Raw genomic sequence first — 16,380 nt, 5'->3', positions numbered from 1 at the left:
TAGGCCTGTTCCTGATACCCGCATGGGAGAGCGCATGAAAACGCTGCGGATCGGTGCAGGAGCAGGTTACGCTGGCGACAGGATCGAGCCGGCGGTCGAGCTCGCAGAGAAGGGCGCGCTCGACTACCTGGTCTTCGAGTGCCTGGCCGAGCGCACCATCGCCCTGGCGCAGCAGGCCCGGCGCAAAAACCCGGCCTCCGGCTTCGACCCGCTGCTCGGCGAGCGGCTCCGGGCCGTGCTCGCGCCCTGCCGGCGCGCCGGCACGCGGATCGTCACCAATATGGGCGCGGCCAATCCGCTGGCTGCGGCCGAGACAACCGCCGGCATCGCCCGCGTACTCGGCTTTCCCGGTCTCAAGATCGCCGCCGTGACCGGCGACGATGTGCTCGCGGCGATCGTCGGCAGTGAGCTGGTGATCGAAGAGGGCGGCGCGCCGGTGTCCGCGCTCGGCGAGAGCCTGATCTCCGCCAATGCCTATATCGGCGCAGAGCCGATCGCCGCGGCGCTGGCCGAGGGCGCCGACATCGTCATCACCGGCCGCGCCGCCGATCCCTCCCTCTTCGTCGGGCCCCTCGTCCACGCCTTCGGCTGGTCCTTCGACGACTGGCACCGGCTCGGGCAGGCGACGCTGATCGGCCATCTGCTCGAATGCGCCGGACAGGTGACCGGCGGCTATTTCGCAGATCCCGGTGTCAAGGATGTCGCGGGTCTGGCCCGGCTCGGCTTCCCGATCGGGGAGATCTCGGAAGATGGCAGCGTCGTCATCACCAAGGTCGCAGGCTCGGGTGGGCAGGTCACGCCGGCGACCTGCAAGGAGCAGGTCCTCTACGAGCTGCACGACCCGGCCCGCTATCTCACGCCCGACGTCACCGCCGACTTCTCGCAGGTCCGCGTCGCGCAGATCGGCCCGGACCGCGTGCTGGTCGAGGGCGCGAGCGGCCGGATGCGGCCGGAACGGCTGAAGGTCTCGCTCGGCGTGGCCGAGGGCTTCACCGGCGAGGGCCAGATCTCCTATGCCGGACCGGGCGCGAAGGCTCGCGGCGAGCTCGCGCTCGCGATCGTGCGCGAGCGGCTGGCGCTGACCGGCGTCGAGACGAGCGAGCTGCGCTTCGACCTGATCGGCCTCAATTCGCTGCACGGCGCAACGCTCTCCGCCAATGGCAGCCACGAACCCTATGAAGTGCGCGCCCGCGTCGCCGGACGCACGGCGAACCGCGGCGAGGCCGAGCGGATCGGGCGCGAGGTCGAGACGCTCTATACCAACGGCCCGGCCGGCGGCGGCGGCGTCACCACCTCTGTCCGCGAGGTACTCGGCGTGCTCTCGACCTATCTGCCGCGTGCCCAGGTCGCGCCGACAGTGCACATGCTGGAGAGCTGAGATGAAGCTGCGCCAGATCGCCCATGCCCGCACCGGCGACAAGGGCGACACCTCCAGCATTTCACTGATCGCCTTCGACCCGGCCGACTACGAGCGGCTGGCGAGGGAGGTCACAGCGGCGCGCGTCAAGGCCCATTTCGGCGCGCTCGTCGCCGGCGAGGTCGTCCGCTACGAGATCCCGAGCCTGGGTGCCCTGAACTTCGTGATGCGTCAGGCACTCGGCGGCGGCGTCACCCGCTCGCTCATCCTCGACACGCACGGCAAGAGCCTGAGCTCGGCCCTGCTCGATCTCGACATTCCGGGTGCCTGACGCAAGGCGCCGACGCTTTCAGACAACGATCCGAAAACAAGGGAGGAGGAGATGATGAAGACGAGGCGTTGGCTGCTGTCGAGCGCAGCCGTGATCGCAGCCGGTTTGGCGCTACCGGCGGCGGCGCAGGACTTCCCAGCCAAGAACCTGAAATTCGTCGTGCCCTTCGCCGCTGGCAGCGCCACCGACGCGCTGGCGCGCATCCTCGGCGAACACCTGTCGAGGAGCCTCGGCAAGCCGGTCGTGATCGAGAACCTGCCCGGCGCCAGCGGCATCCTCGCCGCCCAGAACGTGGCCCGGGCCGATGCCGACGGCCACACGCTGCTGATCACCACCAACACCACGCACGGCGCCAATCAGAGCCTGCTCAAGAATGTGCCCTATGACGCGGTCAAGGATTACGAGCCGGTCGGCAAGCTCGGCACGATCACGCTGGCGCTGGCGACACACCGGTCGGTACCGGCCAAGACGGTGGGTGAACTCGTCGCCTACGCCAAGGCCAATCCCGGCAAGCTCACCTTCGGCGCCGGCTCGAGCTCGTCGCGCATCGCCGGCGAGATGCTGAAATCGCTCGCCGGGCTCGACCTCACCTATGTGCCCTATCGCAGCAATCCGCAGGCGATCACCGACCTGCTCGGCGGCCAGATTTCCCTCGTCTTCGCCGACATCTCGACCACGCTGCCGCAGATCAAGGCCGGCAAGGTGAACGGGCTCGCCGTCTCGACCGCCAGGCGCAGCCCGCTCGCGCCCGAGCTTCCGACCATGGCCGAGGCCGGCGTTGCCGGTTACGATCTCGCCGCCTGGTTCGCCGCCTTCACGCCGGCGAAGACGCCACGGCCGGTGATCGACAAGCTCAACCAGGCCTTCGCCGCCGCGCTCAACGACAAGGCGACGCAGGAGCGCCTGCTCGCCGCCGGCATCGAGCCCGAAGGCAGCACGCCGGACGAGCTCAAGGCCTTCGTGCCGATCGAGATCAGGAAATGGGCCGAGATCGTCAAGGCCGCCGGCATCCAGCCGGAGTGAGGCGCTTCGGGCGCGCGCCGGCTTCGCCTGTGCGAAGTCGGCAGACGCCCGTCACTGCAGCCTGAACTCGCCGGAAACCGTCCGCAGGTCCGCCGGGCCGATCAGGCCGCGATGACTGACGATGACGCGGAAGAGCTTGCCGTCGAGCGATCGCTGCCAGAAGGCGAGGAAGCGGTTGAGCTCGGGGAAGGACGGCGCCAGATCGTAGTCCTGCCAGATATACTCCTGCAGGATCGAAGGATGGTCCGGCAGGCGGTAGAGAATGTCGGCGGTGGTCAGGCCATAGCCGGCGAGCTGGCGCGCGAAGTCGGAAGAGGCCATTATCTGCTCCGTGGCAACTGGCGAAAGGTCGGGCGCCAAGTCGACGGGGCGGCAACGTGCGTCGTTGCCGTTTCGTAGTATTTCCAGTATCTTAGCACTCTACTGAGACGAGCACCATCACTCTTCCGGGCCTGAGCGGCGGCAAGCTGCATACTCCCCCGGGAGCAGCTCCTCGGGGCGCTTGTGCGCCTGCCCGGAACCATGTGTTCGGGCGCGCAGGCGCACTGACGGCAGGGAGACCAGGAACGCTGACACCGCCCCGACGACGCAAGACGACTGGTTCCGGGGCTCAACCCTGAACGAACGCTGCGCCATCCAAGGACGACCAGGAGGATTGGATCATGGCTGCCAAGGAATTGCGATTTTCGTCGGAAGCCCGCGAGAAAATGCTGCGCGGCGTCGAGATCCTCGCCAATGCCGTCAAGGTCACGCTCGGCCCCAAGGGCCGCAATGTCGTGATCGAGAAGTCGTTCGGCGCTCCGCGCATCACCAAGGACGGCGTCGCCGTCGCCAGGGAGATCGAGCTCGCCGACAGGTTCGAAAACATGGGCGCCCAGATGGTGCGCGAAGTCGCCTCGAAGCAGCATGACGCCGCCGGTGACGGCACCACCACCGCCACGGTCCTCGCCCATGCGATCGTGCGCGAGGGCGCCAAGGCGGTCGCCGCCGGCATGAACCCGATGGATTTGAAGCGCGGCATCGATCTGGCGGTCGAGGCCGCGGTGGCGGACCTCAAGAAGAACGCGAAGGAGGTCACCTCGAACGCGGAAGTCGCGCAGGTCGGCACGATCTCGGCCAATGGCGACAGCGAGATCGGGAAAATGATCGCCGCTGCGATGAAGAAGGTCGGCAACGAGGGCGTCATCACCGTCGAGGAGGCGAAGTCGCTGTCGATCGAGCTCGACGTCGTCAAGGGCATGCAGTTCGACCGTGGCTATCTCTCGCCCTACTTCATCACCAATGCCGAGAAAATGATCGCCGAGCTCGAGGACCCCTATATCCTCGTCTTCGAGAAGAAGCTGTCGTCGCTGCAGGCGATGCTGCCGATCCTCGAGGCCGTCGTGCAGACCGGCAAGCCGCTCCTGATCATCGCCGAGGATGTCGAGGGCGAGGCTCTGGCCACGCTCGTCGTCAACAAGCTCCGTGGCGGCCTGAAGGTCGCGGCCGTCAAGGCCCCGGGCTTCGGCGATCGCCGTAAGTCCATGCTCGAGGACATCGCGATCCTGACCGCTGGCCAGATGATCTCGGAAGACCTCGGCATCAAGCTCGATACCGTGACGCTCGCCATGCTCGGCCGCGCCAAGACCGTGACGATCGAGAAGGAGGTGACCACCATCGTCGACGGCGCCGGCGGGAAGGACGAGATCCAGGCCCGTGTCGCGCAGCTCAAGGCGCAGATCGAGGAGACCACCTCGGACTACGACCGCGAGAAGCTGCAGGAGCGTCTGGCCAAGCTCGCCGGTGGCGTCGCGGTCATCCGCGTCGGCGGCGCGACCGAGATCGAGGTCAAGGAGAAGAAGGACCGCGTCGACGATGCGATGCACGCGACCCGCGCGGCCGTCGAAGAGGGCATTCTGCCGGGCGGCGGCATCGCCCTGCTCAGGGCGCTGAAGGCGCTGGCCACGGTCACGCCGGCCAATCCCGACCAGAAGACCGGCGTCGAGATCGTGCGGCGCGCGCTTCTGGCCCCGGCCAAGCAGATCATCGAGAATGCCGGCGAGGACGGCGCGGTCGTGGTCGGCAAGCTGCTGGAGTCGAAGGAGTACGCCTTCGGCTACAATGCCCAGACCGGCAAATATCAGGATCTCGTCGCAGGCGGCGTGATCGACCCGGCCAAGGTGGTGCGCACCGCCCTCCAGGACGCAGCCTCGATCGCCGGCCTGCTGATCACCACCGAGGCCCTGATCGTCGAGGCACCGAAGAAGGACGCCGCGCCGGCAATGCCGGGCGGCGGCATGGATTTCTGACGCTGACGCGCACCGAACCCGGCCCGGGTCCTCCGCGGATCAGAAATAGCGCGCGAGATTGCGTCTGATCCGCTCCAGCGGCGCCACATCGGCTGCCGGCGGCACGAAGGTCTGGCCGGTGATCGTCTCGAAGGCGCGGATATAGACCTGCGAGGTCTGCTCGATCAGCTCGTCCGGGATCGCGGGGATCGGCTCGTTATAGGGGTCGCAGCGGGCCGCCACCCAATTGCGTACGAAATCCTTGTCGAAGCTCTCAGGCTTTTCGCCCTTGGCGAAGCGTTCGGGATAGCTGCCGGCGAACCAGTAGCGGCTCGAATCGGGGGTGTGGATCTCGTCGGCAAGGATGATCCTGCCCTCGGCATCGGTGCCGAACTCGTATTTGGTGTCGGCGAGGATGAGGCCACGCTCGGCGGCGAGCTTCTGGCCGCGGGCGAAGAGCTTCAGCGCATAAGTTGAGAGCGTGTCCCACTGAGCTTGGGTCAGCAGGCCCTGCTCGAGAATCTGCGCCGGCGAGAGCGGCTCGTCATGGCCGCCGTCGAAGGCCTTACTGGTCGGGGTGATGATCGCCTGGGGCAGCGCCTCGTTGTCCCTGAGACCGTCGGGGAAGCGGGCGCCATACATCTCACGCTGGCCCTGCTTGTACATGGTCAGGATCGAGGTGCCGGTGGTGCCGGCAAGATAGCCGCGCACCACGATCTCGACAGGCAGGATGTCGAGCCGCCGGCCGACGACGACATTCGGGTCGGGGTAATCGAGGACATGGTTGGGGCAGATGTCGGCGGTCTGCTCGAAGCAGAAGCGCGCCGTCTGGGTCAGCACCTGGCCCTTGAACGGAATGCAGGCGATGGCGCGGTCGAAGGCTGACAGGCGATCGGTCGCGATGATGATCCGGCGTCCGTCCGGCAGGTCGTAATTCTCGCGGACCTTGCCGCGATAGTGGTTCGGCAGCTCCGGGATCGTGACATCGCGGATGGTGTTCGCCTCGGACATCGCAGCACTCGTCAGCTCGGAATCGCCCGGAGCGACATCCTCCGGCTCCGCCGCTCTTAACGCTTTCACCACGATGTGGACAGCCGGCCACGACGCATTCGCCAGTCTCCCACCCCTCATGCCGCAATCGGCTTGGACAGGATGCACGGCTCCGGGCTAGCTTGCGCGCTTGGCAACCCGTTTCCTGTAAAGCCGCGACCTGTCGAGGACACTATGCCCAAATCCGATCTCATCGCCGCGATCGAACCCGAGATCAGCGCGATCCGCCGCGACTTCCACAAGCATCCCGAGCTGCTCTTCGACGTGCAGCGCACCGCCGGCATCGTCGCCGACAAGCTGAAGGAATGGGGCGTCGACGAGGTCGTCACCGGGATCGGGCGCACCGGCGTCGTCGGCGTGATCAAGGGCAAGGGCCAGGATTCCGGCAAGGTCATCGGCCTGCGCGCCGACATGGACGCGCTGCCGATCCATGAGGAGACCAATCTCGAGCATCGTTCGACCGTGGCGGGCAAGATGCACGCCTGCGGCCATGACGGGCATACCGCCATGCTGCTCGGCGCCGCCAAGTACCTGGCGCAGACCCGCGACTTCGACGGCACCGCGATCGTGATCTTCCAGCCGGCCGAAGAAGGCGGCGGCGGTGGCCGCGAGATGTGCGCCGATGGCATGATGGAGCGCTTCGGCGTGCAGGAGGTCTATGGCCTGCACAACATGCCGGGCTTGGCCGTAGGCCAGTTCGCCATCCGCAAGGGGCCGATGATGGCGGCGGCCGACCGCTTCCTGCTCAAGCTCGAAGGCCGCGGCGGCCACGCCGCCAAGCCGAACGAGACGATCGACCCGCTGGTCGCCGCCTGCCAGATCGTCACTTCGCTGCAGACCATCGCCTCGCGCAATGCCGATCCGCTCGATTCCGTCGTCGTCTCGGTGACGGCGCTGCAGGCGGGCGAGGCCTTCAACGTCATCCCGCAGCACGCCGTGATCAAGGGCACGGTGCGCTCGCTCTCGCCGGAGATGCGCGATCTCGCCGAGAAGCGCTTCCGCGAGATCGTCGCCGGCACCTGCCAGGCTTTCGGCCTCAGCGTCGCCATCGAGTACGAGCGCGGCTATCCGGTCACCTTCAACCATGCCGGCCAGACCGACTTCGTCACCAGCGCGACGAAGAGCGCCTTCGGCAAGGAGGCGATCGACACCACAGTGCCGCCGACCATGGGCTCGGAGGACTTCTCCTTCATGCTCGAGGAGCGCCCTGGCGCCTACATCTTCATGGGCAATGGCGACTCCGCCGGGCTACACCACCCCGCCTATGAGTTCAACGACAAGGCGATTCCCGTGGGCATGACCTACTGGGCGAGCTTGGTCGAGATGGCGATGCCGCAGCGCGCGGCATGAGCGACATCGACTGCCTGGTAATCGGGGCCGGCGTCGTCGGCCTCGCGACGGCGCGCGCGCTTGCGCTCGCCGGCCGCGAGGTCGTGATCGCCGAGGCTGCGGACGGCATCGGCACGCAGACCTCGGCGCGCAACAGCGAGGTCATCCATGCCGGCATCTACTATCCGCCGGGCTCGCTGAAGGCGCGGGTCTGCGTCGAGGGGCGCCAGCGCCTCTACGCCTATCTGCGCGAGCGCGGCCTGCCGCACAGGGCCTGCGGCAAGCTGATCGTCGGCACCCATGCCGGCCAGCGCCCGGCGCTGGAAACGATCGCGGCCCGCGCCGAAGCCTCGGGCGTGACCTCGGTGCGCTGGCTCGACGGCGCTGACGCCAGGGCACTGGAGCCGGAGGTGACCTGCGAGATCGCCCTGTTCTCGCCCGACACAGGAACGGTCGACAGTCATGCGCTGATGCTGTCACTGCTCGGCGAGTGCGAGGTTGCCGGCGGCTCGCTGGCGCTGAACACGCCGATCCTGGCCTGGCGTCGCGAGGCGGATGGCTTCAGCGTCGATTTCGGTGGCGAGGATCCGGCGACCTATACCGCGAACACTGTGGTGAACGCGGCCGGGCATAATGCGCCGCGCCTGCTCGGCAAGCTCGACGGCTTTCCGGCCGAGCTTGTGCCGAAGCAGTATTTCGCCAAGGGCAATTACTTCTCGCTGCTCGGCAAGCAGCCCTTCAGCCATCTGGTTTATCCCGTGCCGGAAGCGGCCGGCCTCGGCATCCACGCGACGATCGACATGGCAGGCCGGGTCAAGTTCGGCCCCGATGTCGAATGGGTCGAGGACGATCAGGACCTCGTCGTCGATCCCGCCCGCGCCGAGAAGTTCTATGCGGCGATCCGGACTTATTGGCCGGGCCTGCCCGACGGCGCGCTCGTCGCCGACTATGCCGGCATCCGGCCGAAGCTGCATGGACCGACCGAGCCGATCGTGGATTTCCGCATCGACGGGCCGGTGGTGCATGGCGTCCCGGAGTTGGTCAACCTGCTCGGCATCGAGAGCCCGGGCCTGACGAGCTCGCTGGCGATCGCGGATCTGGTGGTGGAGCGACTGGCGCACTGACACCCTCCCCGTCATGGTCGGGCCTGTCCCGACCATCCACGTCTTCCTTCGCGAAGTGCGGTGTTCAAGACGTGGATGCTCGCCCCAAGGGCGAGCATGACGGTGCAAAACTGCTCACAGACCTTCCGCCCCCAATTCCGCGCACCAATGCGCCAGCCGCGCCTTCATGACGCGCTCGCGGCCGGCCTCCAGCGCCTTCTCGTCGAGCCGCTCGATCTCCTCGAAGGCGAAGGCATCCTCGCCATGCGTGGTCCAGGCCGCCTGCAGGCTGCGCTGGCGATGGCTGCCATGGCGCAGCGTGAACCAGATGCGGTTCTGGATCGTCGATAGGTCCGGCGCCTGCCCGGCCCAGCGCTCGCCGGTCGCAAGGCAGCGCAGCAGATAGATGCCGGCCACGACCTTGCGCTCCTTATAGGCCGCGACGGCGACCTTCCTGTCCTCGTGACGCATCGCGCCCTCCTTACATGAGGCGCCGCAAATATCACCCGGGCAATATTGACTCAAGTATTTTTATCCGGGTATTTTACCGCATCACCAGGAACCGACCATGTCCGACGCCGACCGCCTTTCCACCGCCTTCGACGGCAACACCATCCTGGCCCGCGGCCGCCTGGCCGAGGTCGCCCTTGCCGTGCGGCAGCGCCTGTCCGAGCGCCCGGAAGCGCAGCTCCTGACCTTCGACGATACGAGCGGCCGGGTGATCGATCTCGATCTGCGCGGCACGCCGGCCGAGATCGTGGCCCGTCTCAGCGGCGAGGCCCGTGGGCGCGGCCGGCCGAAGCTCGGCGTGGTCGCCCGCGAGGTGACGCTGCTGCCACGGCATTGGGAGTGGCTGTCGGCGCAACCCGGCGGAGCGTCACAAGCGCTCAGGCGCCTGATCGACGAAGCTCGGCGCGGCGATCGCGGCGAGACGCAAGGGCGCATTGCGCGCGAGACGGCCTACCGCGTCATGAGCGCGCTCGCTGGCAACCTGCCGGGCTTCGAGGAGGCGACGCGCGCGCTCTTCGCCAATGACGAGATCGGCTTCTTTCGCCAGGCGGCGGGCTGGCCAGCCGACATCCGCACCTATGCGCAGGAACTGGCCTGGAGCGCGGTGCGAAGCGAGGACTAGCCGCGCAGCTCGGCGACCTTCTCGCGCGCTTCCTTCGACAACTTCGTAACCTGCGCCCAGTCGCGGTTCTTCACCGCATCGGCCGGGACGAGCCAGGAGCCGCCGACGCAGATCACCTGCGGTAGCGCGAGATAGTTGCCGAGATTGGCGAGCGAGACGCCGCCGGTCGGGCAGAACTGCATCTGCGGGAACGGACCTGAGAGCGCCTTGAGACCGGCGACACCGCCGGCCTGCTCGGCCGGGAAGAACTTGCAGGTCAGGCGCCCGGCGCCCACTGCGCGCATGCAGTCCGACGCGGTGGCAACGCCGGGCAGCCAGGGCAGGCCGGTCTTCTTCATCGCCTCGTCGACGCTTTCAGTGAAGCCCGGGCTGACCACGGCGAGCGCGCCGGCATTATGGACCTCGGCCGCCTGGGCCGGCGTCACCACCGTGCCGGCGACGGGCAGGATGCCGGGCACCTTCTTTGCCACGACCTCGAGCGCCGCCATCGCGGCCGGACGGCGCAAGGTGATCTCGATCACGTCGATGCCGCCGGCGAGCAGGGCTTCCGCCAATGGCACGGCGATCTCGGCGTCGTCGATGACGACGACAGGAACGACGCCGCATGCCTTGAGGCGGGCGATCTCGGGAGCAATCGACATTGGCAGAACTTCCTTTCGCGCCTCGCTTACGCCTTGGCCCAGTAGACGTCGAGCCCCTGCGGGCGCGAGAGCAGCAAGCCGACCGGGAAGGCCGCCGGCAGTTCGACGGCCGAGGCCAGGACCCGGTCCTTCTCCTGGCCGGAGATCAGCAGGGCGACATGACCGGCGCCCTGCAGCCTTGCCGGCGAGAGCGAGAGCCGCGGCGGCAGGTCGGGCGGGCTCGCCGCAAGCGCATGGACGGAGGCCGGCGCGGTCAGCGCGGCGGCCTCGCCCGGAAAGAGCGAGGCGATGTGCCCGTCCGCTCCCATGCCGCTGACGACAATGTCGAGCGGCGGCAGCGTCCTCAATACACGATCGAGGCTGGCGGCGGCTGCAGCGAGGTCGTCGCCGGCATTGTGGAAGGAGACGAACGGGGTGCGTCCATTGCGCAGCGGCGCGAAGGCCGCCCGGATCATGCGCTCGTTCGAGGCCTGATCGTCGGGGGCAACGAAGCGTTCGTCGGTCGGCATCAGCGTGATGCTTTCCCAGGGCAGCTCATGCGCGCCGAGCGCCGCGAGGAAGCGTGCCGGCGTCGTCCCACCGGGCACAGCGATGAGCGCCCTGCCCTGCGTCACGACGAGCGCGCGCAGCCGGATCGCGACCGCCTCGGCCAGCGCCTCGGAAGCGTCGGCCAGCGTCTCGAAGCGGTGGCGGATCAGCGGGCCGGCCGCGCTCACTCGCTGAACTCCGGATCAGCCCAGGAGCGGCCCTCGCGCTCGATCAACCCGATCGCCTGCGACGGCCCCCAGGAGCCGGCGGCATAGCGATGCGGCAGCGGATAGTAGTCCTGCCAGCCGGCGAGGATCGGATCGATCCAGCCCCAGGCCTGCTCGACCTCGTCGCGACGCATGAACAAGGTCTGGTCGCCGCGGATCACGTCGGTCAGCAGGCGCTCATAGGCGTCGGGCGTGCGCACGTCGAAGGCGGTCTCGTAGCGCAGATCGAGCTGACGCGGCACGACCTTGAGCTTGCCGGAGCCCGGCACCTTCATCATCAGCTGGAGCTGGACGCCGTCATTCGGCTGGAGCCGGATGACCAGGCGGTTGGCGTAGAGCTCCTCGCAGCCCGGCGCGCGGCCGAAGATCGAATGCGGCACCGGCTTGAAGGTGACAGCGATCTCGGAATAGCGCTGCGCCATGCGCTTGCCGGTGCGCAGATAGATCGGCACGCCGGCCCAGCGCCAGGTGTCGAGCTCGCAGCGGATCGCGACGAAGGTCTCGGTGCCGCTGCCATGGCCGAGCTCCTCGGAGTAGCCCTTGACCCGCTGGCCGTCGATCGCGCCCGGTCCGTACTGGCCGCGCACCGTGTGACGTTGCACGTCGGGGCCGACGATCGGCCGCAGCGCCTTGAGCACCCGGACCTTCTCGTCGCGGACCGCGTCGGCCTCGAGCTGGTTCGGCGGCTCGATCGCAAACAGGCAGAGCAATTGCAGCACATGGTTCTGCACCATGTCGCGCAGATGCCCGGCCTTGTCGTAATAGCCGGCGCGGGATTCGAGCCCGACTGTCTCGGCTACCGTGATCTGGACATTGTCGATGTCGCGGCTCGACCAGGAGCGCTCGAACAGCGTGTTGGCGAAGCGCAGGACCAAGAGGTTCTGCACCGTCTCCTTGCCGAGATAATGGTCGATCCGGTAGGTCCGGCTCTCCGGCAGGATGCGGGCGACGGCGTCGTTGATCTCACGGGCCGAGGCGAGATCGCGGCCGAGCGGCTTCTCCAGGATGACGCGCGAAGTCGGCGTCAGGATGCCAGAGCTCGCCAGATTCTCGCAGATCGGGATGAACAGGTCGGGCGGCGTCGAAAGATAGAAGGAGCGCACGCGCTGGGAGTCGCCGAGCGCCTGCTTCAACGCCCCATAGGTCTCGGGCTTGACCGCATCGAGCAGCACCATGGTCAGGCGGCGGCGGAAGCCGGCGATGCGATCCTGCGACAGGCCGGCGGCGGCGAGCTTGCTGGCGATCTCGTTGGGGATGCCCTCGACATCCTCCTGCTTGCGGACGATGCCGATGATGCGGCTCTCCTCCGGCAGCACGCCCTCCTCGTTGCGCTGGGCCAGCGCCGGGAAGAGCTTGCGCAAAGCGAGATCGCCGCCGGCGCCGAAGATCACCAGATCGAAGGGCGGGACCGGCGTGCGCTCCGGCGCAGCCTCCGGCTTCAGCAGGCGTTCGGCGATGGCATCCATGGCGGCATACTCCTGATCGGCCCAGTCGAACCGAATCCTGCGACGACAATGCGACCAAGCCTGCAGCTTGCCAAACGCTTTGGGCACAGGGATGGCGTGCCGTGCGCCGTCATTCTCGGGCGGAGCGAAGCGCAGACCCGAGAATCTCAGGACGGGAAGGCGTTGACCGGAGCCCCCTCCGGCCTGAGATGCTCGGGTCGAGCCCGAGCATGACGACCTGTCTCAGCCCGCCCGCCGAAAACCCTCGCTCGCCGTCAGCAATTGCTGAGCGTAGGTCGTCTGCGGCGCGCGGGCGGCGAGTGTCGCCGCCGTCATCTCCTCGACGCCGCGGCCGAACTGCATGACGAGGAGCCGCTCGCACATGTGGCCGACCACGGCGAGGTCGTGGCTGACCAGGATATAGGTCAGCTTGCGCTCATGACGCAGCGCCTGCAGCAGGTTCAGCACCTCGGCCTGGATCGAGACGTCGAGCGCCGAGGTCGGCTCGTCGAGCAGCAGGATCGTCGGCTCCAGCACGAGCGCGCGGGCGATGGCGACGCGCTGGCGCTGGCCGCCGGAGAGCTGGTGCGGATAGCGGAAGCGGAAGGAGGTCGGCAGGCCGACATCCTGCATGGCGCGGCTGATCTTGGCCTCGGCATCGCGGATGCCGTGGATGGCGAGCGGCTCGGCCAGTGTGTCGTCGACGGTCTTCTTCGGGTGCAGCGAGCCGTAAGGGTCCTGGAAGACCATCTGGGCGGCGCGATAGAAGGCCTTGTCGCGCACCTTGGGTTGGCGCTTGCCGAGGATGTCGACCTCGCCGCTCCAGTCGCGATTGAGGCCGGCGAGCACGCGCAGCACGGTCGACTTGCCCGAGCCGGATTCGCCGACGATGCCATAGCTCTCGCCCGGCTCGACCGCGAAGGAGAGGTCCTTCACGACATGCGAGTCGCCGAAGGAGACGTTGAGCTTGTCGACGTTGATCGCGAAGTTCGTACTCATGCCAGCCATGCCGGGTCGCGGTTGAGGGTGGCGAGCTTCTCGCGCGGATGGTCGAGATCGGGCAGGCAGCCGAGCAGGCCGCGGGTATAGGGATGCTGGGCCCGGTCGAGCTCGCCGGCCGGCAGCGTCTCCATCGCCTTGCCGCCATACATGACGATGACGCGGTCGCAGAACGACTTCACCAGATGCAGGTCGTGGCTGATGAAGATCAGCCCCATGCCGCGGCTGGTGACGAGATCGTCGAGGATCTTCAGCACCTGCAACTGCACTGTGACGTCGAGCGCCGAGGTCGGCTCGTCGGCGATCAATATCTCCGGTTCGGCGATCAGCATCATCGCGATCATCACGCGCTGGCCCATGCCGCCCGAGACTTCGTGCGGGTAGAGATCGTAGACGCGGCCGGGCTCGCGGATCTGCACGGCCTCGAGCATCGAGAGGCTGCGCTCCTTGGCTTCGCGCGCGCTCGCCTTGTGGTGGACGCGATAGGCCTCGGCGATCTGATCGCCGACGGTCTGGACCGGGTTCAGCGAGAACTTCGGGTCCTGCATCACCATGGAGATGTGGCGGCCGCGCAGTTTGCGGCGGCTCGCCTTGTCCATCGTCGTGAGGTCCTTGCCCCGGAACTCCATCCGCTTGGCCGTAACCACGCCGGGGTGCGGGATCAGGTCGAGGATGGCGCGGCCGGTCATCGACTTGCCCGAGCCGGATTCGCCGACGATGCCTAGCCGCTCTCGGCCGAGCGTGAAAGAGAGCCCGCGCACCGCATTGACGATGCCGGTCGGGGTGTGGAAGTCGACGCGCAGATCGTCGAGCGTCAGCAGAGCTTGATCAGAGGTTGCGTTCATCTTGCCGCTCACCTCGCATCCAGCACGTCGCGGAGCCCGTCGCCGAGCAGGTTGAAGCCGAGTGCGACGACGCAGATGGCGATGCCCGGGAAGGTCGCGACCCACCACTGGTCGAAGATCTGCTCGCGGCCGGTCGAGATCATCGCGCCCCATTCCGGGATCGGCGGCTGGGCGCCGAGGCCGAGGAAACCGAGGCCGGCGGCGATGATGATGATCCCTGCCATGTCGTAGGTGGTGCGCACGATCAGCGAAGGCACGCACATCGGCACGACATGCTTCAGCACGATCCGCATCTGGCTGGCGCCCTGCAGGCGCATCGCCGAGATGTAGTCGGCATTGCGGATGATCATCGTCTCGGCACGGGCGACGCGGGCATAGGGCGGCCAGGCCGTGAAGGCGATGGCGATGACGGCGTTCTCCAGTCCGGGACCGAGTGCCGCGACGAAGGCAAGTGCCAGCACCAGGCGCGGAAAGGCGAGGAAGACGTCCGTAACGCGCATCAGCACGGTGTCGACCCAGCCGCCGAAATAGCCGGCGGCACAGCCGATCAGCAGGCCGAGCGGCCCAACCGTAATGACCACCAGCATCACGATCACCAGCGTGACGCGGGTGCCGTAGACGATGCGGCTGAAGATATCGCGGCCGAGCGCGTCGGTGCCGAACCAGTGCTTGGCCGAAGGCGCCAGCAGGCGCTGGTCGAGTGCCTGGGCGAGCGGGTCGTACTGCGCGATCAGCGGCGCGAAGGCCGCGAGCAGCAGCAAGGCGAGCACGATCACGAGCCCGACCACGGCGGCCGGGTTCTTCCTGAAGGCGAGCCATTGCCGGTAGAGCTGGCCGAGCTTGGCCTGCCGGCGCGATTCCGGCGAGGTCGTGGTCAGCCAGGAATGCCAGCTGATGGGTGAGGAGGCGTGGTCGGTCATGGCCATCTCCCTCAGCGCGCCCGCGGGTCGGCCAGCCGGCCGAGAATGTCGGAGAACAGGTTGATGGCGATGAAGACGGTGCCGACCACCAGCGTGGCGCCGAGCACCGCGTTCATGTCGGCATTGAGCAGCGCATTGGTGAGGTAACGACCGAGGCCGGGCCAGGCGAAGATCGTCTCGGTCAGCACCGCGCCCTCGAGCAGATGCATGTAGGACAACGCGATCACGGTGACGAGCGGCACGAGGGCGTTGCCCAGCGCATGGCCGCAGACCACGCGCCATTCCGACAGCCCCTTCACCCGCGCGGCAACGACATATTGCTGCTGCAGCTCGGTGATCATGAAACTGCGGGTCATGCGGCTGATATAAGCGACCGAGAGCAGGCCGAGCACGGAGGCCGGCAGGATCAGATGCCAGAAAGCGTCCACGACCGCCTCCCATTCGCCCTGCATCGCAGCATCGAGCATGACGATGCCGGTCATCGGGGTGACGAAATCCTCGAAGGCGACCGAGAGCCGCCCGGGGCCTGCGACCCAGCCGAGCTTGGCATAGAACAGCAGCAGCCCCATCAGGCCGAGCCAGAAGACGGGGATCGAATAGCCGATCAGGCCGATGACGCGGGCGATCTGGTCGATCCAGCGGCCCTGATTGACGGCGGCGAGGATGCCGAGCGGGACGCCGAGCGCGACGCCGATCAGGGTGCCGAGCGTCGCCAGCTCCAGCGTCGCCGGGAACACCGTCTTGATGTCGTCGGTGACCTTCTGGGCGGTCAGCACCGAGGTGCCGAGGTCGCCGGTGAAGACCTTGCCGATATAGGTGGCGAATTGCTGCCAGTACGGTTTGTCAAGACCGAGCGCGAGCCGCGCCTTGTCATAGACATCGGCGGGCGCGCGATCGCCGACCACGGCGAGAACCGGATCGATCGGCATGACGCGCGCGATCAGGAAGGTGACCAGCAGCAGGCCGAAGATGGTGATCGCGACCGTGGTCAGCTCACGGCCGAGGATCTTGGCCCAGCGGGCGGCGCGGCTCTTGGCGCGCGGCGGGGCTGGTGGGGTCGGTGCGCTGATGGCGACCATCGTCGGCTCCGTCCTTTCTTGTTCTTGGGGGCATCGCCCGCCCATGCGGGGCGGTAAAGCAAGAACCCGCCGCAGCCTGGTGAGGGGCTACGGCGGGTCCGGCT

Annotated in this window: 17 protein-coding genes; 7 read left to right on the top strand and 10 right to left on the bottom strand. The window is 67.6% G+C overall.

Features of this window, described 5'->3' with window-relative positions:
- Positions 1 to 34: 34 nt before the first annotated feature.
- The 3 genes from AC07O0_RS01825 to AC07O0_RS01815 are packed head-to-tail and all read left to right on the top strand — an operon-like array spanning position 35 to position 2,711.
- Positions 35 to 1,378, top strand: a complete 1,344-nt coding sequence (locus AC07O0_RS01825; protein WP_494619542.1) for an acyclic terpene utilization AtuA family protein — start codon at positions 35 to 37, stop codon at positions 1,376 to 1,378.
- Between the two features lies 1 nt (position 1,379).
- Positions 1,380 to 1,688 (top strand): AtuA-related protein, encoded by a 309-nt coding sequence (locus tag AC07O0_RS01820; RefSeq protein ID WP_494619540.1) that lies wholly within the window; start codon positions 1,380 to 1,382, stop codon positions 1,686 to 1,688.
- A 54-nt stretch (positions 1,689 to 1,742) separates the two neighbouring features.
- A complete protein-coding gene (locus tag AC07O0_RS01815) occupies positions 1,743 to 2,711 on the top strand; it encodes a Bug family tripartite tricarboxylate transporter substrate binding protein (RefSeq protein ID WP_494619538.1) in 969 nt (322 codons plus the stop codon).
- Positions 2,712 to 2,762: 51 nt separating this feature from the next.
- Here the strand turns inward: AC07O0_RS01815 and AC07O0_RS01810 are convergent, their stop codons facing one another.
- On the bottom strand, positions 2,763 to 3,032 hold the full coding sequence (locus tag AC07O0_RS01810; RefSeq protein WP_494619537.1) for an usg protein: 270 nt from the start codon (positions 3,030 to 3,032) through the stop codon (positions 2,763 to 2,765).
- Positions 3,033 to 3,373: 341 nt separating this feature from the next.
- Between AC07O0_RS01810 and groL the strand changes: the two genes are divergently transcribed.
- Complete coding sequence (gene groL, locus AC07O0_RS01805; protein WP_494619536.1) at positions 3,374 to 4,999, top strand: chaperonin GroEL; 1,626 nt, start codon at positions 3,374 to 3,376, stop codon at positions 4,997 to 4,999.
- 39 nt (positions 5,000 to 5,038) lie between these two features.
- Here the strand turns inward: groL and AC07O0_RS01800 are convergent, their stop codons facing one another.
- Positions 5,039 to 5,989: a phosphoribosylaminoimidazolesuccinocarboxamide synthase gene (locus AC07O0_RS01800; protein WP_494619534.1), complete on the bottom strand. Its 951-nt coding sequence runs from the start codon at positions 5,987 to 5,989 to the stop codon at positions 5,039 to 5,041.
- A gap of 213 nt (positions 5,990 to 6,202) precedes the next feature.
- Between AC07O0_RS01800 and AC07O0_RS01795 the strand changes: the two genes are divergently transcribed.
- On the top strand, positions 6,203 to 7,378 hold the full coding sequence (locus AC07O0_RS01795) for a M20 aminoacylase family protein (protein ID WP_494619533.1): 1,176 nt from the start codon (positions 6,203 to 6,205) through the stop codon (positions 7,376 to 7,378).
- Complete coding sequence (locus AC07O0_RS01790; protein ID WP_494619532.1) at positions 7,375 to 8,481, top strand: NAD(P)/FAD-dependent oxidoreductase; 1,107 nt, start codon at positions 7,375 to 7,377, stop codon at positions 8,479 to 8,481. The genes AC07O0_RS01795 and AC07O0_RS01790 overlap by 4 nt, the downstream gene beginning before the upstream one ends.
- 114 nt (positions 8,482 to 8,595) lie before the next feature.
- On the opposite strand, the gene AC07O0_RS01785 is transcribed toward AC07O0_RS01790, so the two are convergent.
- Positions 8,596 to 8,931 carry a GIY-YIG nuclease family protein gene (locus AC07O0_RS01785; RefSeq protein ID WP_494619531.1) on the bottom strand — a complete coding sequence of 112 codons (336 nt, stop codon included), beginning with the start codon at positions 8,929 to 8,931 and terminating at the stop codon, positions 8,596 to 8,598.
- Positions 8,932 to 9,028: 97 nt separating this feature from the next.
- Between AC07O0_RS01785 and AC07O0_RS01780 the strand changes: the two genes are divergently transcribed.
- Positions 9,029 to 9,592 (top strand): DUF2239 family protein, encoded by a 564-nt coding sequence (locus tag AC07O0_RS01780; RefSeq protein ID WP_494619529.1) that lies wholly within the window; start codon positions 9,029 to 9,031, stop codon positions 9,590 to 9,592.
- On the opposite strand, the gene eda is transcribed toward AC07O0_RS01780, so the two are convergent.
- The 7 genes from eda to AC07O0_RS01745 all read right to left on the bottom strand — a co-directional run bounded on the left by eda (position 9,589) and on the right by AC07O0_RS01745 (position 16,276).
- Complete coding sequence (gene eda, locus AC07O0_RS01775) at positions 9,589 to 10,233, bottom strand: bifunctional 4-hydroxy-2-oxoglutarate aldolase/2-dehydro-3-deoxy-phosphogluconate aldolase (RefSeq protein WP_494619527.1); 645 nt, start codon at positions 10,231 to 10,233, stop codon at positions 9,589 to 9,591. The two genes, AC07O0_RS01780 and eda, sit on opposite strands and share 4 nt — an antisense overlap.
- Before the next feature lie 26 nt (positions 10,234 to 10,259).
- The gene (gene pgl / locus AC07O0_RS01770) at positions 10,260 to 10,949 is read right to left on the bottom strand and encodes a 6-phosphogluconolactonase (protein WP_494619525.1); all 690 of its coding nucleotides are present in this window, start codon (positions 10,947 to 10,949) and stop codon (positions 10,260 to 10,262) included.
- Positions 10,946 to 12,454, bottom strand: coding sequence for a glucose-6-phosphate dehydrogenase (gene zwf / locus AC07O0_RS01765; protein WP_494619523.1), 1,509 nt, complete (start codon positions 12,452 to 12,454; stop codon positions 10,946 to 10,948). Before zwf ends, pgl begins: the two co-directional genes overlap by 4 nt.
- A gap of 222 nt (positions 12,455 to 12,676) precedes the next feature.
- Positions 12,677 to 13,432 (bottom strand): ABC transporter ATP-binding protein, encoded by a 756-nt coding sequence (locus AC07O0_RS01760; RefSeq protein ID WP_494619521.1) that lies wholly within the window; start codon positions 13,430 to 13,432, stop codon positions 12,677 to 12,679.
- Positions 13,429 to 14,277, bottom strand: coding sequence for an ABC transporter ATP-binding protein (locus AC07O0_RS01755; RefSeq protein WP_494619519.1), 849 nt, complete (start codon positions 14,275 to 14,277; stop codon positions 13,429 to 13,431). The genes AC07O0_RS01760 and AC07O0_RS01755 overlap by 4 nt, the downstream gene beginning before the upstream one ends.
- An 8-nt stretch (positions 14,278 to 14,285) precedes the next feature.
- Positions 14,286 to 15,197 carry a nickel transporter permease gene (nikC, locus tag AC07O0_RS01750; RefSeq protein WP_494619518.1) on the bottom strand — a complete coding sequence of 304 codons (912 nt, stop codon included), beginning with the start codon at positions 15,195 to 15,197 and terminating at the stop codon, positions 14,286 to 14,288.
- Between the two features lie 11 nt (positions 15,198 to 15,208).
- Entirely contained in the window at positions 15,209 to 16,276 is a 1,068-nt protein-coding gene (locus AC07O0_RS01745; protein WP_494619516.1) for an ABC transporter permease, read from the bottom strand.
- Between the last annotated feature and the right edge of the window lie 104 nt (positions 16,277 to 16,380).

The sequence above is a fragment of the Allobosea sp. GW821-FHT10B12 genome (assembly GCF_059415545.1).
This window is presented reverse-complemented; position numbering and strand designations above follow the sequence as displayed.

Excerpts from the sequence above, each read along its gene's own strand:
- AC07O0_RS01825 (WP_494619542.1), top strand. The coding sequence starts at position 35 with ATGAAAACGCTGCGGATCGGTGCAGGAGCAGGTTACGCTGGCGACAGG.
- AC07O0_RS01820 (WP_494619540.1), top strand. The coding sequence starts at position 1,380 with ATGAAGCTGCGCCAGATCGCCCATGCCCGCACCGGCGACAAGGGCGAC.
- AC07O0_RS01815 (WP_494619538.1), top strand. The coding sequence starts at position 1,743 with ATGAAGACGAGGCGTTGGCTGCTGTCGAGCGCAGCCGTGATCGCAGCC.
- AC07O0_RS01810 (WP_494619537.1), bottom strand. The coding sequence starts at position 3,032 with ATGGCCTCTTCCGACTTCGCGCGCCAGCTCGCCGGCTATGGCCTGACC.
- groL (WP_494619536.1), top strand. The coding sequence starts at position 3,374 with ATGGCTGCCAAGGAATTGCGATTTTCGTCGGAAGCCCGCGAGAAAATG.
- AC07O0_RS01800 (WP_494619534.1), bottom strand. The coding sequence starts at position 5,989 with ATGTCCGAGGCGAACACCATCCGCGATGTCACGATCCCGGAGCTGCCG.
- AC07O0_RS01795 (WP_494619533.1), top strand. The coding sequence starts at position 6,203 with ATGCCCAAATCCGATCTCATCGCCGCGATCGAACCCGAGATCAGCGCG.
- AC07O0_RS01790 (WP_494619532.1), top strand. The coding sequence starts at position 7,375 with ATGAGCGACATCGACTGCCTGGTAATCGGGGCCGGCGTCGTCGGCCTC.
- AC07O0_RS01785 (WP_494619531.1), bottom strand. The coding sequence starts at position 8,931 with ATGCGTCACGAGGACAGGAAGGTCGCCGTCGCGGCCTATAAGGAGCGC.
- AC07O0_RS01780 (WP_494619529.1), top strand. The coding sequence starts at position 9,029 with ATGTCCGACGCCGACCGCCTTTCCACCGCCTTCGACGGCAACACCATC.
- eda (WP_494619527.1), bottom strand. The coding sequence starts at position 10,233 with ATGTCGATTGCTCCCGAGATCGCCCGCCTCAAGGCATGCGGCGTCGTT.
- zwf (WP_494619523.1), bottom strand. The coding sequence starts at position 12,454 with ATGGATGCCATCGCCGAACGCCTGCTGAAGCCGGAGGCTGCGCCGGAG.
- AC07O0_RS01760 (WP_494619521.1), bottom strand. The coding sequence starts at position 13,432 with ATGAGTACGAACTTCGCGATCAACGTCGACAAGCTCAACGTCTCCTTC.
- AC07O0_RS01755 (WP_494619519.1), bottom strand. The coding sequence starts at position 14,277 with ATGAACGCAACCTCTGATCAAGCTCTGCTGACGCTCGACGATCTGCGC.
- nikC (WP_494619518.1), bottom strand. The coding sequence starts at position 15,197 with ATGACCGACCACGCCTCCTCACCCATCAGCTGGCATTCCTGGCTGACC.
- AC07O0_RS01745 (WP_494619516.1), bottom strand. The coding sequence starts at position 16,276 with ATGGTCGCCATCAGCGCACCGACCCCACCAGCCCCGCCGCGCGCCAAG.